This is a genomic window from Pseudomonas sp. UFMG81, assembly GCF_015354575.1.
Classification (GTDB): domain Bacteria; phylum Pseudomonadota; class Gammaproteobacteria; order Pseudomonadales; family Pseudomonadaceae; genus Aquipseudomonas.
The window spans coordinates 147,606-164,859 of record NZ_JACAFQ010000005.1; the positions used below are offsets into that span (position 1 = coordinate 147,606).

Below are 17,254 nucleotides of genomic sequence, written 5' to 3' on the forward strand. Positions count from 1 at the left end.
GCTCGTAATCCGTTATGGACTGCATACCAGCGAAACACGCTCATAGTTCAGCGCCTTATTGCGTTCCGACAACGCATAAGGCGCCTCACAACGCTGGCCCTGCCAGTTGATGATGAGCGTGCCGGTATCTGCTTCGACCAGCGCCAGTGCCTTGCCACCAGGGTCAGAGATCGCCAACTGCTTGCCGTTACCGTCCTCGAGCGACGCTCCAAACGGAATCGGCCGTTGCCGGCTATCGAACAATGCAAACTGCACGCGCCGTCCGGTCTTGCTGACGTAGCGTGCCAGGACCACGGCACCCCGTCGGGGCACCACTTGCTGGGTCGCATTTTCGATCTCGATATCGCCGCCCAAATCACGGGTGTCCAGGTTGATCCAGTTCACCCGGTAAGGCTGCGCGTTGGGTACCACGGCGAAGCCATTACTGGCGGTTTTGGCTCCGGAGTAGCTGCCGATCTTGACCCCCGCCACGCCTTCGACCTGTGCCAGTGCGAACGTTTCGCCCACGGTTTGTCCCAGATTGATCCCGCCGGCATGGCCCACGACCGAACCTGCCAGGTTAAGGCTCTGCGAGTTGTATCCGCGTCCCTGGCTGTAGCCAGCACTGACGTCCACCACCGAGGTGCGGGTGCTTAAGTTCACCGAACCGCTGCCGCCACCGCTGCGGCTGTTGCCGCCTTGCACCGAGTAGTAGGTGTCGCTGTCTTCCGATAGGTAGCCATTGATGCCCACCTGGGTGCTGTCTTCAGCTTTCTGCGTGCTGGTGGAAACAAAGGCTCGCGGTGCACGAGGTTTGGAACCCAGCGGGAATGACACGGACAGGTTGAACAGCGTGTCATTGTTCGAGGGTCCATAGTTGCCGACATCCTTGGAATAGGTGGCGCTGAGGTTGTAACTGACAGCGCCCCAATAGTTGCTGTAACCCGCCGACAGACTCTGCGAACCGCCGCGCCCCCAGTAACGCTGGTCGCTGGCGTTGATGTAGACACTGCCAAATTCCTGATTGCGGCCCAGACTCTGGTTGACGGTCAGGTCGGTGCGAGTTTTCGAGTTGCCGGTTCGTTTCTGACCGTCGAGACTCAGTTCCTCTACATGCTCGGTGAGGGTGCGATAGCCCTCGGTCGAGTAACGGTAGGCGGCGAGAGTGAAGTTGGTGTCTGTGCCGGTGAACGTCTTGGCATACAGCGCGCGCATGCTATTACCGGTCACCGCCTGACCGAAGGTACGACTGCTGGAATGGGTAAGGTCAAGCGAGACCGCGCCAATCGATGTGTTGCGGCCTGCGCCCACAGACAACGCCTTGAAGTCCGGTGTCGCCTGCATGCCGACTATCCCTGAGAGGTTACTGCTGATGCCATACGCCAGCGTGCTGCTAAGAAACTGCGGTGACGGCTGATCATCGCTGTTGCTGTTGTAGCGGCCGGCCGAGACGCTATATTTCAGCTGGCCCTGCCGCACCATGATCGGCAGGCTGGAAAACGCCTGCATGCTTACCCGGCGCCGACCATCGGCTTCGATGATCGTTACTTCCAAGTCACCATTGGAGCCACTGGGGTAGATGTCGCTGATCTCGAACGGCCCCGGCGGCACGTTGGCGGTGTAGAGCATGTAGTTGTTTTGGCGAATCTCCACGGTGGCACTGGACTGCGCAATGCCGCGAATGATCGGCGCATAGCCGCGCTCGCTGTCGGCGCGCATACCATCGTCAGACGCCAATTTCAGACCACGATAACGTACGCTGTCGAACAGGTCGGCATCCGAAAAAATATCGCCGGCACTGAACTGGCCTTTCAGGGCGGTCACGTCGTGCTGCAGGTAGCTGCGATTGCTTTTGAAGGTGCTGGGACGGCCGGTGCTGCTGTTGAAGTTCGATTCGTTACGCAACCGCCAGGCGCCAAGGTTGATACCGTTGCGCAAGCCAACGTTGTTGGACAGGGTGTTTTCAGCCTGGGTGCTGTTGCGACTGCTGCTCAACTGATAGTTGATGAACGCTGCGGATACGCCTTCATCCCACAAGGCCGGGTCGACATAACCGCGCCGACCGCGTTCCATGGCGCTTTGCGGCACGCTGACCATCAGGCGCAGGCGTGGAACGTCGTATCGCACGCTCGCGTGATCGATCAAGGCGGGCAGATCCAGGCAGGCATCAGACTCATCGCCGATCAGTTTTCCGGCGGCTTGCAATTTGCCGGTGTCGACCCCCAATTGCTGCACCATCTCCACGGTCAGGCAGGCTTCGACCTTGCCCGTGCCGGGGTGGCGGCGGAAGTCGATATCGCGACGGCCGACCAAGGTTTCGTTGCCGTAGAGATCCACCCGATAAATACCGGGCAGCACGCGACTGGAGGCGAGTAGTGATTGCAAGTCCACAGAGGACGGCGCGCCTTGCAGAAACGATGTATTGAACTGTTCATCGCTATCCGCCAGGCAGATACTGCTGGAAACCAGGGCAATCGAAAACGGCGCCCATCCGTCGCGCTTGAGTAAAAACATGCAGGAACCCTATATCACCTCCGATACGTACTAGCGGAGCGAAGAGAAATACAGTGACAGTGCGGCTGTGGTAGCGGCAGGAAGTTATGGCGCTTCTTTATTCAAGCTGGCGCGAGTGTCGACATTTATGGGGAGTTTTGCAGCATAACGGTCTTGGGCACCATAGTCATTAATACTGCTAAATAACAGGCGTGCGGTGTTGGTGTTGTGAAGTTGCTTTAGGCTGAACTTTTTCTGTTCACCTGGGGCGATCATCATCGAATCAAAAGGGTGTTCGCTGATTGCGCCGGACTGCAGGGTGATATCGGCAATCGACACGTGATACTGCCCCGGGTTGTTCACCAGCAGAATGGGCTTGCCGGCGTGCTCTGCCAGGCGCCAGGTCAATTCGCTCGGTGCCAGATAAGCATTGTTTTTCAGCCCGACCGGGCGGAAGAACACTTTGATTCGCTGGCGCACGGCGAGCTGCAATGTGTTTTTGGTTTTGGAAGCCCGGGGGATTTCCTGCACGTTGAGCCACACCACCGACTCACGGTCGGTCGGCATGCCCGTGCCTTCGTAAATCACCCGTAGGATCTGCTGCTCGTCACCGCTGACGCGCACCAGTGGCGGCGTGACGGCAAACGGTACAGCAGCGGTTTCGCTGGCATCGGTGTCGATCCACGACTGGATCAACACATCTTCACCGCTATTACGCACGGTGATACCGGCTTCCTTATGCTGGCCGTCGAAAACTAGACGCGTGCTGCTCAAGGAAATGCCGGCCATGGCCTGATTGACAACGAGCAGGCCCAGAAGCCCAGCGCAAAAGGACAATGAGAGACGATAAAACATAAGGGGTACCGCGCAATTGAATGAGGGTGCAGGGCCGATCGACCCCGCACCGGGCTTGAGTGTTCGCGCGGATTATTCGTATTGCAGCGTGAACGGCAGGGTAGCGTCGCCGCGACCTGCAACGGCCAGCTTTGGATCGACGGTGGTCACATAAGCCGCGGAGAATTTCAGCGTGGTGTTGCTGTCTTGCAGGGTGTTTTCGATTCTCGCGGTGCTTGGCGAGCTCAGGTCAATGACCGCGCCATTGGCGTCAAGCAAGGCAATACCAATGCCTTTTGCAGCTCCCAAGCCGTCGATCAGGCGCAACACTTTTGTGCCGGGTTCAATGCCCGATCCATTACCCTTGGTGGGTTCAAGGATCATCGCGACTTTGGTGCCGGCGTTGCAATTGATCTTCATGTCGAAGTTCTCGACGCTCAGCGTACCGTTGCCTTTAGGTGCGGTAGCTGTGCCCATGTCTTTGATCGACACTTCGCCCATGTTGACGGAAATATTTTTGTTCTTCCCAGCACCCTCAACTGAGCAGGCATCGTTGTTGATGGTGCCAGTGAAGTTGATGGTACCGCTGCCTGCTTTGGTTGGCGTCTCCGGCTCGGCTGCCAATGCGGTGCCGGCAGCAGCAATGATTGAAAGGGCGAGAAGTGTGCGAGATATTTTTTTCATTTTGTTTACCATGTTGACGGGGTAAAACAACACGATAAAGTGCTCACTTCTAATGAGGAATCAGACGATTCCTAAAGCCTCCCTAATGTTTTTCAACTTTTATATTTATTTGAACAGGTTGCGCTCTATGCAATAAGTCAATAAGTCTTGGTCGCTATGGACTTCAAGTTTGCGCATGGCCGATATCTTCTGCGTGCTGATGGTTTTCGTACTTCTGTTCAATCCCCGTGCGATCTCACTGACGCCCAATCCCGAGACAAACAAGCGCAATATCTCGTGCTCTTTGGGTGACAGTCGGGTAAAGCGTTCGTCCAAATCTGCGCCGTCGACCACTACTGAAGTCGGCGGTGGTTCGTAACCGCGTACTGGGTTGCCCCGGGCAATGGCCATGAGCGCCGTTTCGATTTCATTATGCAACTGATTTTTCTGAATGATGCCTAGCACTCCAAGTTCTTGCAGGCGCGTCAGGATCAGGGGGTTGGAAATCATGGTCAGCACCAGCAACCGGACAGTAGGGTGAATCCGCGTCAGGTATTCCACCAGTTTCAAGCCATCGCCATAGATTGAGTCGCCAGGCATATTGAAGTCGGTGATGACCAGATCTACCTGCCGGGTTTCGAGCAGGTTGATCAGTTCGCTGGAGCAAACGGCTTCGCCCACAACGCGAAAGCGTTTGTCACGCTCAACCAGCTCACGTACCCCCACTAGTACGATGGGATGGTCATCGGCGATGACAACGTTGAAGGTTTCCATGGTTGAATTTCCAGAATGAAATTATTCAAGGGTATCCAGCAAGTCTTGCAGTCGAGACAGGTTCTGGCGGACCTCCAGGTCCAGAGCGCTGGTCACGGCCATGCCGTTCAAGCGGCATTCCAGATCGACAAATGCCGTGGCCATGGCTTCGACCTGCACCGCGCCTAGTGCACCCGCCATACTGTGCAGTTGCTGGGCTACACGCGTAGCGTCAGCGTTATCCAGCGCCGCCAGCGTGGCGGACACGTCCTGGCGCAGAGTCGTGACAAACAGTTCGCGCATTTTCGGTGAAAGCTTTATCGGCGCGGCGATGGCCGCGGGCAAGTCGATTTTGCAGTGTTTTTCAAGGTGCTCGCGCAGGGTAGCGAGGTTGAGCGGCTTGACCATCCAGGCATTCATGCCGACGGCGGCGCAGCGTTCGCCTTCTTCGCGCAGGGCGTTGGCGGTGACACCGATGATTGGCAACGCCGGATCCTGTTTGCGCAATGCGGCCGCCAGTTGGTAACCGTTCATGATCGGCATGTTGACATCGGTTAGCAGCAGGTCGAAGCGTCCGGGAGACCACTGCGCCAGGGCCTGTTCGCCATTGGCCGCGACAGTCACCGAGCAGCCCAGCACCTCCAGTTGCTCCTTGATGATGGCCGAATTGATTACGTTGTCTTCGGCCACCAGCACCTGCAGATTCAAGCACCGGGTCTTTTCCGACGGCAACGGATGATTGTCGGTGCTGGTGCCGTGTCGGGCCGTGTAGATGGCCCAGGCGATCGCACGGACATTGTCTGCGTTGACCTCTCGGTCGGCACCGCGTCGCTGCGACGGGGTGGGCCCGTCCGGTGTGGCAATGATCCTGGTACCAGGCCAGGGTGAGGTGTGGGAGGGAGGGGGAAACTCCACCAGAAGCGCAGATGGCTCTGGCGTGTCGACCTTCGCCAGGCTGCACTCGAGGCCAAAGCGGGTGAGCCAGCCCATGAGGTGTTGTGCCTGCTCAGCGACTTGTGCGCGCACATATACGGCAGGAGCACCGGGGCTGAATACGGGGCAGTCGGCCAACTCGCCGGGCACGCACTCCAGCCCGAGTTGCAGAGTGAAACTGCTGCCCAGCCCGGGTTCGCTGACCACGTCCAACTGACCCGCCATCAATTCGCACAACCATCTGCAAATGGCCAGACCGAGGCCGGCACCGGCCTGATCGGTAGCGTTGTTGACCTGATAGAAAGGGGCGAACAGTTGTTGTTGCTGTGCCTGGGAAATCCCCATCCCCGAGTCGCTGACCTGCCACTGCATGTTGACTCGGCTGTTGATGCTGTCCAGCACCCGTACCCTGAGTACGACGCGGCCATTGTCGGTGAATTTGATCGCATTGCTCAGCAGGTTGTTGAGGATCTGGCGAATCCGCAGCGGGTCACCGCGCACCCGGTCCGGTAGTGTCGCGTCAATGCAGGCATAGAGTTGCAGACCCTTGGATCGGGCTAAGGCGCTATAGCCGCGCACGGTGTCTTCAGTCAGTTCCAGCGGGCAGAAATCCTGAAGCTCCAGGGTCATCTGCCCGGCTTCGATTTTCGATACATCCAGCACATCGCTGATCAGTTGGAACAACGTGGCGGAGGATCGCTGGATGGTGTGCAGGTAATCCTGCTGGCGCGGGGCGAGCGGCGTCAGTTCAAGCAGTTCCAGAGTGCCCAGCACGCCATAAAGGGGGGTGCGGATCTCATGACTCATGGTGGCGAGGAACCGGCTCTTGGCCTGATTCGCCGAGTCGGCGGCCTGGCGCGCCTCCTCCAGTGTCAACGCGTCCTCGACATGCCGGGTCACGTCATGCAACGCACACAGCCAGGCGTCCTGACCCTGGTAACGGGTAGGTACAAAGGCGACGTGCAAGTGACGCCCGCCAATTTCGACATCAGCGTGGCCGGACTCGGTACGCGATATGAGCAAACGCATCAACTGGCTGTTGTCATGCCATTGTTGGGCACGCTGGTTTTCGAGCAGCACGTGGTGGTCGCTACGACGGATCACGCACAGGCCGGTCGGTGCCGTATCGATCACCGTGCGACTGAACGCGTCGCTTTCGGCGATGCTGGCGTGTGCGCTCTGTGCAGGCAGAATGACCCGCGTTCGGTACCAGCGATTGATGGCGCGACTGCAGCCAAGAATCGTCAGCACCAGCGCGATCAGGCACAGCAATGGCCATAGCGCGTAATCGAGAAAGCTCTGCACACTGATGACGTAGATTGCCGTCCAGTGGTCCTCACCGGGGGTGATCAGTTTGAACACCAGTCCGTCACGGTTGAAATTCACCCCATCGTGCAGCGTCTGGCCGGGATTCAAGGTTCCAGTCAGGGTTACACCACCGGGTGTGATCAAGGTGAAGTTGTCGTAGATCGACGACTGCATCAGTCGCTCGATGTTATTGACCTGGGACAGATTCAGCAGCGAGGCCAGTATCACCCAGGTATCGGCGCCTTCGACGCTCAACGCGCTCCTGGGCAGGTTGATACGCACATAGGCCATTAGGGTCGGCGTGTTCTTGTTGTCTCGGGCGGATGAATAGGGTTCCCAATGCACTTGAGGATCGCGCGCAGGCGAGTTGTGCTCGCGCATGCGCCTGTTCATTTGGGTCATTGCCTGGACCAACTCGCCGATCTGCATCGCGTTCGCACCACGCAGACGCCCGGCGGCGGGCACGGCCATATCAAAGTTGTCGGGACCGTTGATCAAGATGACTTGGGGCGACTGATAATGTGACGCTGACCAGAACGCACTGTAGAAAGCAGCTAGGTAAGAGCCGAGCGCGAAGATTCTAGGGTATTGATCGACTGCGATTTTGTCCGGATTGATCTTCAGGCTGTAGGGAAGCGAAAACGGCAGGCTACGACCTTCATAAATGTTCGGTCCTTCATCGGGCAGAGCTTTTTGAAAGGGCATTGGCAGCGTACTTGTGGGCATCGGCTCGTCCTTGCTGCTTTCAAGGGCGATTTCGCGCAGGAACGTCTCCTGTTCGCGGACATTTTCCATCAGCGCGGCGAAATGAAATTGCAAGGTATCGTGCCGCTGTTCAATCATGCGGATCACCCCTACGTAGCTGATGCCGAGCAACAGCAATACAAGGGCGGTCAGCACCAGCAGGCCCTTGTTCAGCCGCGATGAGCTGCTGGCAAGTTTTTCCAGGACGGTGTCGGGATGCGGCATCAGCGTGCCTGGATCGCAGTGATGGGAAAGTCTTTGAACACGGTGACCTCGATAGCAAGTGACGTTCGTCAACACCGGCCTGCAGGTCAATAAACATTCGCCGGCCCGTCATGGGCCAGCAATTGCTGGAACTGATTCGAAGACACGGCGTGAGAGATCAGGAAACCCTGAACCTGAGTGCAGTCGATTTTACGTAACAGAGCAAGTTCTTGTGCGGTTTCCACACCTTCCGCCACCACGGTCAATCCCAACTGCCGCCCCAGGCTGACAATGCTGGTCAGGGCCTGGGCCAGCTCCTCGTTGGCATTGCAGCCTTGCACCAGTGCGCGGTCGATCTTCAATTCGGTGAAGGGCGCCGAGACCAGGTTCATGTAGGAACTGTAGCCCTTGCCGAAATCGTCCTGGGACAGCTCGAACCCTTTGATCCGTAAGCGGCAGGCACCGGCGTAGAAGTTGCTGATGTCATCGGGTACCGAGCACTCCATCAACTCGAAGCAGATGCGTGCCGGCAAACCTTGATGGGCCAGCACGAACGCGAGGATGCGATCGGGCAGGTCGTGGCTGTTGAGCAAGTGCGTGGGCAGGTTGATCGAAACCGGAATGTCATAGCCTTGCTGGCGCCAGACAATTTGGGCGGCAATCGATTGTTCCAGCACCCGCCACAACAATTGTTCTTCGAGGCCGCAGGCGATTAGCGCCGGCAGGAATACGCCGGGCAGCAGTGTGCCGTGCTCGGGATGAATCCAGCGAACCAGTGCTTCGGCGGCTACGATCCGGCCATTGTTCAGGGCTTTCTTGGGCTGGAACCAGGCTTGCATTTCGCCGTTGTCCAGCGCCTGCAGAATGCTTTGGCAGTCGATGCCCTCGCGGGTCTCGGCCGGTGCAGTCTGACGCAGCGCCTGCAATTGATCGATCAGGCAGCGCAGTGCTGCCGTGCTCACCGGCTTGGAAATCAGTCCGATCACCTTCACCTGCAGGTTGCTTGCCACTAGGCTGGCGCCCATCAACATACGGCGTGAGGCCGCACTCATGATTGCCAGCGCGGGACGCGAGCGTAGTGCGGCGAGCCCCTGAATGAACTGCACGCCGTCCATGCCCGGCATCAGCAGATCGGTGAGTACCAAGTCGAAGTCGCGTTTTTTCAGGCAGGCCAGTGCTGCTTCGCCGTCTCTGGCGCAAACGACATTGAATTCGCCCAGTTCGTTGAACAGGTTCTGCAAGTACAGGTGCTGGAAAGGGTGGTCTTCGACAATCAAAATGCTACAGGGCTTCATGAGCAACTCGTGCGTAGGGAGCCAGGACAGCGAACAAGGCTCGTAGCGTAAAGGGTTTGACCAGGCAGTGATTCATGCCGGCGGCCAGGCACAGGGCGTCCTCACCGCGCATCGCGTTGGCGGTGGCGCCGATGATCGGGAGGGTGCAGCCCTGACGTCGCAGAGTCTTGGCCAGTTCGTAGCCATTTAGTCGGGGCATGTTGACGTCAGTCAGAACGATGTCGAACGCACGCTCACGCCAGAGCGACAACGCTTCCTCGCCATCGCCGGATAACGTCACTGTGCAGCCCAGTTCCTCCAGCTGATCGCGCAAGATCAGCTGGTTGATTACGTTGTCTTCCGCCACCAGGATATGCAGGCGCAATGGCCGCACAGTGTAGGGTTCGTGTGGTTCCGTGCGCTGTGCAACCGGGCCGCCCTGAGCCAGGCGAACCGCGAGCTGAATTGCGGCCAGATCGTTCAGATTGACCTTCCAGCCAACACCGTCGAACTGTGGCTCGTGGGCACCGTCGCCGCTGGCCAATACTCGCAGTCCTTGCCATGTGGGTCTCGAAGGTTGTTCGAAGAGCGTGGGATAGAGTTCCAGCATCACAGCCGTCGTGTCAGTTTCCAGGGCGTCGGGTGCGCCGATCTGCGGTCGGGCACCCCAGCGGCGCAGCCAGCCGCTGATGCTGTCGGCCAGTTCTCTGATGGGCGAGACCACATAAACGATATCCGGTGCCAAGGCTGACAAGGCTGCAGGCGATACATTGCTGGGGCGCTGCTCCAGCGGCACACTCAGGGCAAAACTGCTGCCCAACCCCGCCTCGCTGACCATTCGCAGGGTGCCGTTCATCAAGTGTGTTAGCCGCTGGCAAATGGGCAGGCCCAGGCCGGTGCCCGCCACCACGTTGGTGTTGCCTTCGGACTGGTAGAACGGTTCGAAAATGAAGGTCTGTTCGTCATGGGCGATGCCTTTGCCGGTGTCCGAGACTTGCCATTGCAGGCACACGCGTTCGCCTTCGCGACGCAGCAGTTTGACCCTCAGTACCACACGCCCGGAATCGGTGAACTTGACCGCGTTGTTCAACAGATTGTTAAGGATCTGCCGCACTCGGCTGGCATCCCCCCTCAAGCAATCCGGCAGTTGTGGGTCGAGGCATGCATACAGTTGCAAGCCTTTATTCTGCGCCGCTGCCGCGTAACCCTGCACTACCTCTTGCACCAGGGTCATGGGGCAGAACTCGCTCAACTCCAGGGCCAGTTGTCCGGCCTCGATCTTCGACACATCCAGCACGTCGCAGATCAGTTGCAGCAGCGTGGCGGACGAGCCCTCGATGGCTTGCAGGTAACTCTTCTGTCGACTATCCAGTTGCGTGCGTGCAAGCAATTCCAGCGTACCGAGCACGCCGTAGAGCGGTGTACGGATTTCGTGGCTCATGGTCGCGAGGAACAAGGTCTTGGCATCATTGGCGGCGTCTGCCGATCGGCGGGCCTGCTCCAGCGCCTCTTCGATTTGTCGTCGTGCACTGATGTCGCTGAATGCGCACAGCAGCACGTCCTCGCCTTTGTAGCGGGTGGGCGCACAACTCAGGTAAAGGTGGCGACCATCGGCGGTCTCAAAGTCATCTGTCAGGAACGGCTCTGTAGCGTCGAAGGCGTCGCGGATCCATCCGGTACCTAGTTGCGCGCGGCATTCGCCCAGCCATTGGCGGGCAAGGGTGTTTTCCAGCACCACCTGGCCATCGGTACGTCGCAGTACGCAGAGCGCCACCGGGGCGGTCTGGATCACGTCGCGGCTGAACAATTCGCTCTCCACCAATGCCTGGATCCGATGAATCGCCGGGTTGATGAAGCGGTGTTCCAGGCGCCGGGTCAGCACGCATACCAGGCCGCTACTCATCAAGCAGAACAGCAGCGCCCCAAGCATTTGTGGCCACAGCGCCGACAGCACCTCCAGCAAATCGATGGAGTAGGTGAGTTGCCAGTCCGATGATTTCAGTTGCTTGCGCAGCACCAGTTGCTCGGGCCACCAGCCGGTTCCAACAAAACCGAAAAAGTCCTGTTGCCGCAGGAGCGGCAGATCCTGTCCGGGCGGCGGTTTCAGACTGTTGCTGAAAAGTGCTCTGCCCTGGGCGTTGAACATGGTGAACTCGCCTGCACTGTGGTCGCTCAAGGCGCTGGAGACTTCACGGTCGTCCATTTCCAGGCCGAGCCAGCCGGAGTCAATGTCGCGCTCGTCCAGCCGAATGAAAATGTACAACTGCGAGTGCCCGTCAACGGCGTGGGTAAGCCAGAGTTCTTGCAGGGCGCCGGTGTTGTGATGTTTGAGGGCTTGCAGTTGATCCAGCATGGCCTGGGAAACGTCACCGACCACCGGCGTTGCGTTAAACAGGCGCAAGACTTGGGCCTGTGAATCGCTGCTGACGTAGATCAGGTTCAATTGCCTGGCCGTGAGGTAATCGCGCATGCGCCGGGTCAGCCAGATACTCCATTGTGGGCCCGGCGTATGCCCCAGCAGCAGGCGTATTTCTTCATCGGAGACCGGAGCCTCGATTTCGACCTTGCGCGTGGCCGACAGGCTCAGGCTTTCGAGCAGTGCTTCGCGGGATGTAAAAAAGGTGTGCGCTTCGGCGATGGCGCTGCTCATGTAGCTGCGACGTTGGGAGACTTCGTTGTTGAAGTGAGACAGCAGGAAGCTGTACACGCCGCCGAGTATGCCCATCAGCAGTACGACAGCAAAAATGCGCAACAGGCGACGCGCGGCATGGGGCGTGGACAGGACGGGGCTGATCTGATGGAGGTAGTTCTTTAATCTCATCCCGGCAATGTAGGGACGGCCGGATACCGGGAAAATCAGACGATCCTTAGATTGGTTACAGGTAGTTAACGATGAAGGTGACTTCGGTGTTGGCGCTGCCGGCCTTGAGCTCCTCTGTCGTCAGACGGTAGTACGAAGCTGACAAGGGAATCTTGAAGTCGGTGCCAGTGGTTGTGAACGCATCAAATGGGTAAGTCGCATCCAGAGCGATCGGTTGCCCAGCATCATTGAGCAACTGCAGGCCGACGCCTTTCGCGGTGGAACTGTCGTTGAGCGCGACGATGCCTTTTGCGGCGTCGATGACCGGGGTGTTGGCTTTGAGCGAGTAAGTGACTTTCTTGATACCGGTCTGGCACTGGTTCAAGCCAATGTTGAACGGCACCTTTCGAGGTGTGGGGCCAGCGTCGCGAAACTCATGGAGTTTATAGTCATCACCCATGGCCACCGGCACGGACGGCGTCTGGCACGAAGCGGCATTCAACACGATGGGGTTGCTTAGATTGAATTTTGTCAGGATCAGATCATCGTCTTGCAAGGCGCCCAGGGCGCCTGCATCGACCTTGACCTGCGATGTCAGTTCGCCGCTCTTGACGATTTCCAAGCGCATACTGCCGGGCGAGAAGCCCCAGTAGGCGCTCGGCACGATGGTGAGCAACGACTGCTGGTAGCGATTCAGCGCGTCTATCCAGATGCGGTACGACAGCCCGGACTTGCCCAAGGGGAAGATACTTACCACGCTGGAGACGCTGCCCAGCCTAGGATCGAGCAGCACACCGAATTGTGAAGGCAGCGTGCACCCCCAGCCGTGCCCGGTGCTTTGCAGGGTGTCTTGGTAGACCACCGTTCCATTGGGTGTGTCAGCAGGAATCGTTAGGCTGGTGTTGGCCAGGCTGGCGCCGAAGTTAAGGGTTTCTGTGCTCGAACCAGCACGGAATGTGCAGCTGCCGGCCATGGCCTGCGGGGCGCACGTCAGCAATGTTGCCGAGACGAGGGTGAGCAGCGGGTACTGAAGTTTTAAATGCTTCATGAAGAGGGCTATACGTAGGGGCCAAAGGGCACGGTAACGTAAGCGCGGTGCCCACCGACGGACATCAGGCGATTCCTAAAAGCCTCTCTTCCTATAGTGTGATATGGCTTGTTGAACCCTATTGTGGTCGAAATTCTCGTATGGCTTCTTTCGGCCAAGCGATACGGCGCTTAGGAATGGAGTGCTGTTAATCAGGCATAGTTATGTCGGTCAGTGGCACGATCACATTTCAGTTTTTGTTTCACACATCATTGTTGAAAAATCGCCTCAGCGATGCGCACGGAAAGGGTAAAAATGATGCGACGGCATCACCCTGGCACGCCGAACTGGCCGTAAACCTAGTTGGCTCCATGGCAATGTTTCTGCTTACGACGTGGACGTCACCGTCAGGGCAAGAGCTGCGTTAAAAAACAGATCAAAGCCTCGTCAGTGCTGGTTGCGACAGTTTTAATTCTCTAGCGCACATGCGTAGATCTGCATTTCAGCCCTTTGCGACAGTTTTAATTCTCAATTACCATTCATAGCCAGCCCTTGGTCCGCCAGGGGCTTTTTCATTCTCAGGATGAGATAACGCATGTTGATGAAACTGGCCCCGAAAAGGCCGCGCAGTATGCGCAAGTTCTACTTTTCGATTGGCGCAACACTGGTGATCCTGCTGCTCGGGCGCTACTTCTCGCTCATGGCCCAAGAGCGCAGGGCTGTTCAGCAGGCGCAGTTTGTCGAAGACCTGTTGCAGATGAACAGCCTGCTACCCAGGCAGGTCGATGCAGTGACCACGCTCAAGAAGATCGAACTCATCTACGGCGACACCTTCGTCTATCGCTACCGAGTCGATCTGGCGTCCAGCAGCCTGCCGTGGGAGCGCAGGGCGAAGATGCAGGACCGAGCACAGGTGAAGCTGGAGGCGCTGGCTTGCAAGGAGCCGAAGGTGCTCGATGCGATGCGCAGGTTCGGTTTCCGGCAATGGCATCAGTACGTTGGCGACGATGATGGAACGTTGTTCTACATAGACCTGTATCCCGCCAAGCTGAACTGCTCGACCTGATCGTCAGGTTTTGAGACCTCGATTGCACGCCTGCCATTACAGGAATTTTCTGTCGCCTCAATCAGGCATGGATCAATGTTTTCCCTTGGTGTTTGCCCTAACGTCCTGCGACCCATCAGTCATCAAGGACGACAATAAATGCAAACCTTGCAACGAAAGCACGATATCCAGCCATTGGAAGGCGCTGAAATGACCCTGTTGGTCAATGGCCTGCCCGCCGTGGCCAGTGCCGGGGAGACCGTCCTCAGTGTGCTCAACGCCATTGGCCTGCGCCAGCTGGCGCGCAATGACCATGACCAGCTCAGCGGTGCCTTCTGCGGCATGGGCGTGTGCCACTGTTGCCTGGTGCAGATCGATGGCCGGCCCAAGCGCCGAGCCTGCCAGACCGTGGTCCAGCCCGGCATGCGCATCGAAACCGAAGTGAACCGGGTACAAGCGGAGGGCCGCCCATGAGCCTGCGTCCGGTAATCGTCGGGGCCGGCTCGGCGGGCATGGGCGCGGCCATCGAGCTGGCCGAGCACGGCGTCGACTGCCTGATGTTCGATGAAGCCTCGCGCCCGGGCGGTGTCGTTTATCGCGGCCCGCTGCGTGCTGGGGTCGACCTCGGTTATCTCGGGCCGCGCTATGCCAAGGCCCTGAACACGCTGCACGAGGATTTCGCCGCCAGTGCCGAGCATATCGACCTGCGCCTGGGCCACCGGGTGGTAGGTGGCGATGACCAGCGCCTGATGGTGCTCGATGCAGATGAGCAGCTCCACGAAATCGACTACTCACACCTGTTGCTGGCTGCAGGCTGCCACGAGCGCAACGTGCCGTTCCCTGGCTGGACCCTGCCGGGGGTGATCATGCTGGGCGGTTTGCAGTTGCAGATCAAGAGCGGCGTGGTCAAGCCGCTGGGCAGCACCCTGATCGCCGGCACCGGGCCTTTGTTGCCGCTGGTGGCCTGCCAGCTGCACGCCGCCGGGGCCAAGGTTGCCGGAGTATATGAAGCCTGCGCGTTCAACCGCATCGCCAAGCAAAGCCTGGCGCTGATGAACAAGCCACAGTTGTTCCTCGATGGCCTGAGTATGCTCGCCTACATGAAGCTCAATGGCATCCCCATGCACTATGGCTGGGGGGTGGTCGGCGCCACCGGCGAAGGTGAACTGCAAGAAGTCAGCGTCGCCCCCTATACCCAGGACTGGAAGCCGGACATGACCCGTGTCCAGCGCGAGCAAGTGCGCACCCTGGCGGTGGGCTACGGCTTCATCCCACGTACCCAGCTCAGCCAGCAACTGGGGCTTGAGCACGGTTTCAGCGAGGACGGCTACCTGCGCGCCGAGTGCAATGTATGGCAGCAGAGCAGCCGTGCGAGCGTGCACCTGGCCGGCGACATGGCGGGTATTCGCGGTGGCGAGGCGGCGATGCTGACCGGGCGTATCGCCGCAGTGTCGATGCTGCTGCAGATGGGCAAGCTCAACCACGAGCAAGCCATCGAACGGCGCGAGCTGTACCTGGGCAAGCTGGCAGCGATCAAGCGCTTCCGCGCCGGGGTGGAGCGCTACACCGCACGCGGCGCGGCGCAGGTCGAACTGCCGCAGGCCGACACGGTGATCTGCCGTTGCGAGCACGTCACCCGTGAGCAGATCGACCTGGCCCTGGAGCAGGGCGTCGAAGACATGGCCAGCCTGAAGATGCGCACCCGGGTGAGCATGGGCGACTGCCAGGGCCGCATGTGCGTCGGCTACTGCAGCGATCGCCTGCGCGATGCCACCGGGCGCCAGGACGTGGGCTGGCTGCGCCCGCGCTTCCCGGTGGACCCGATCCCGTTTTCCGCATTCGCCCACCTGGGCACGGAGGCCTGAACATGACCAAGCACTACGACATCATCATTGCCGGCGGTGGCGTGATCGGCGCGTCCTGCGCCTACCAGCTGTCCAAGCGCAACAACCTCAAGATCGCCCTGATCGACTGCAAGCGCCCGGGCAACGCCACGCGCGCCTCGGCCGGCGGCCTGTGGGCCATCGGCGAGTCGGTGGGGCTGGGCTGCGGGGTGATCTTCTTTCGCATGATGTCCTCGCTCAGCAAGCGCGAGGCCAATGGCGCGGCGGTGGTGGTCGATTCGAGCACGCCGCACATCCTGCCCGAATGCTTCTTCGACTTCGCCTTGCAGTCCAACGCGCTTTATCCACAGCTGCACCAGGAGCTGATCGAGCGCCACGGCATGGATTTCAAGTTCGAGCACACCGGGCTCAAGTACATCATCCAGGATGAAGAAGACCAGCTGTACGCCGAGCACATCGTCAAACAGATCCCACACCTGGCCGACCAGGTGCGCTGGCTCGACCGCGATGCGCTGCGCGCCTCGGAGCCGGCGGTGACGCTCAAGGCCCATGGCGCGCTGGAGTTTCTCTGCGATCATCAGGTCAGCCCGTTCCGCCTGGGCGATGCGTTCATGGAGGCGGCGCGGCAGAACGGCGTCGACCTGTACCCGAACGTGAACATCACCGGCGTGCTGCACGAAGGTTCGCGCATCAAGGGGGTGCGCACCGCCGAAGCGGGCGAATTCCATTGCGGTACGTTGATCAACGCCGCTGGCGCCTGGGCGGCCGAGTTGAGCGAGTGGGCGACCGGGCAGAGTATCCCGGTCAAGCCGGTCAAGGGCCAGATCGTGCTGACCGAGCGTCTGCCCAAGCTGCTCGACGGCTGCATCACCACCAGCGATTGCTACATGGCGCAGAAAGACAACGGCGAGATCCTGATCGGCAGTACCACGGAAGAGAAGGGCTTCGATGTGAGCAACACCTTCCCGGAGATCAGTGGGCTGGTGCAGGGCGCGATCCGTTGCGTGCCGGAGCTGGCGCAGGTCAACCTCAAGCGCACCTGGGCCGGGCTACGTCCGGGGTCGCCGGATGAGCTGCCGATCCTCGGGCCTGTGGATAATGTCGAGGGGTATTTCAATGCCTGTGGACATTTCCGTACTGGCATCCTCACCTCGGCAATTACCGGAGTGCTGCTGGACAAGGTTGTCCACAACGAGGCGTTGCCGCTGGATATCACGCCATTCCTGGCGTCGCGGTTCGAAGAGGGTGTGGACAAAAAAGTCGCGCACGGCTGATAGAGTGCCGGGGTCGCTGCGCGACCCTTTCGCGGCACAAGGCCGCTCCTACAGAAGACCTATTTCTCTGTAGGAGCGG

The 17,254-nt window shown here is 59.2% G+C and carries 13 protein-coding genes; 5 read left to right on the forward strand and 8 right to left on the reverse strand.

The window, feature by feature from the left end:
- Positions 1-12: 12 nt before the first annotated feature.
- The 8 genes from IX761_RS05750 to IX761_RS05785 form a co-directional block, all read right to left on the reverse strand.
- Entirely contained in the window at positions 13-2,493 is a 2,481-nt protein-coding gene (locus IX761_RS05750; protein ID WP_194788656.1) for a fimbria/pilus outer membrane usher protein, read from the reverse strand.
- Positions 2,494-2,577: 84 nt separating this feature from the next.
- Entirely contained in the window at positions 2,578-3,327 is a 750-nt protein-coding gene (locus IX761_RS05755; protein ID WP_194788657.1) for a molecular chaperone, read from the reverse strand.
- A 72-nt stretch (positions 3,328-3,399) separates the two neighbouring features.
- A complete protein-coding gene (locus IX761_RS05760; RefSeq protein WP_194788758.1) occupies positions 3,400-3,990 on the reverse strand; it encodes a fimbrial protein in 591 nt (196 codons plus the stop codon).
- Between the two features lie 105 nt (positions 3,991-4,095).
- Positions 4,096-4,743, reverse strand: a complete 648-nt coding sequence (locus IX761_RS05765) for a response regulator (protein ID WP_194788658.1) — start codon at positions 4,741-4,743, stop codon at positions 4,096-4,098.
- Positions 4,744-4,764: 21 nt separating this feature from the next.
- Positions 4,765-7,932 carry a hybrid sensor histidine kinase/response regulator gene (locus IX761_RS05770; RefSeq protein ID WP_194788659.1) on the reverse strand — a complete coding sequence of 1,056 codons (3,168 nt, stop codon included), beginning with the start codon at positions 7,930-7,932 and terminating at the stop codon, positions 4,765-4,767.
- Positions 7,933-8,018: 86 nt separating this feature from the next.
- Positions 8,019-9,206, reverse strand: a complete 1,188-nt coding sequence (locus IX761_RS05775; protein WP_194788660.1) for an EAL domain-containing protein — start codon at positions 9,204-9,206, stop codon at positions 8,019-8,021.
- Complete coding sequence (locus tag IX761_RS05780; protein ID WP_194788661.1) at positions 9,193-12,006, reverse strand: ATP-binding protein; 2,814 nt, start codon at positions 12,004-12,006, stop codon at positions 9,193-9,195. Before IX761_RS05780 ends, IX761_RS05775 begins: the two co-directional genes overlap by 14 nt.
- A 55-nt stretch (positions 12,007-12,061) precedes the next feature.
- Positions 12,062-13,033, reverse strand: coding sequence for a fimbrial protein (locus tag IX761_RS05785; RefSeq protein ID WP_194788662.1), 972 nt, complete (start codon positions 13,031-13,033; stop codon positions 12,062-12,064).
- A gap of 203 nt (positions 13,034-13,236) precedes the next feature.
- Between IX761_RS05785 and IX761_RS05790 the strand changes: the two genes are divergently transcribed.
- The 5 genes from IX761_RS05790 to hcnC all read left to right on the forward strand — a co-directional run bounded on the left by IX761_RS05790 (position 13,237) and on the right by hcnC (position 17,175).
- Positions 13,237-13,440, forward strand: a complete 204-nt coding sequence (locus IX761_RS05790) for an abortive infection family protein (protein WP_194788663.1) — start codon at positions 13,237-13,239, stop codon at positions 13,438-13,440.
- A 167-nt stretch (positions 13,441-13,607) separates the two neighbouring features.
- Positions 13,608-14,078, forward strand: coding sequence for a hypothetical protein (locus IX761_RS05795; protein WP_194788664.1), 471 nt, complete (start codon positions 13,608-13,610; stop codon positions 14,076-14,078).
- Between the two features lie 138 nt (positions 14,079-14,216).
- Positions 14,217-14,531 (forward strand): cyanide-forming glycine dehydrogenase subunit HcnA, encoded by a 315-nt coding sequence (hcnA, locus tag IX761_RS05800; protein ID WP_194788665.1) that lies wholly within the window; start codon positions 14,217-14,219, stop codon positions 14,529-14,531.
- Positions 14,528-15,922, forward strand: coding sequence for a cyanide-forming glycine dehydrogenase subunit HcnB (hcnB, locus tag IX761_RS05805; protein ID WP_194788666.1), 1,395 nt, complete (start codon positions 14,528-14,530; stop codon positions 15,920-15,922). Before hcnA ends, hcnB begins: the two co-directional genes overlap by 4 nt.
- A 2-nt stretch (positions 15,923-15,924) precedes the next feature.
- Positions 15,925-17,175, forward strand: coding sequence for a cyanide-forming glycine dehydrogenase subunit HcnC (hcnC, locus tag IX761_RS05810; RefSeq protein WP_194788667.1), 1,251 nt, complete (start codon positions 15,925-15,927; stop codon positions 17,173-17,175).
- Positions 17,176-17,254: the final 79 nt, after the last annotated feature.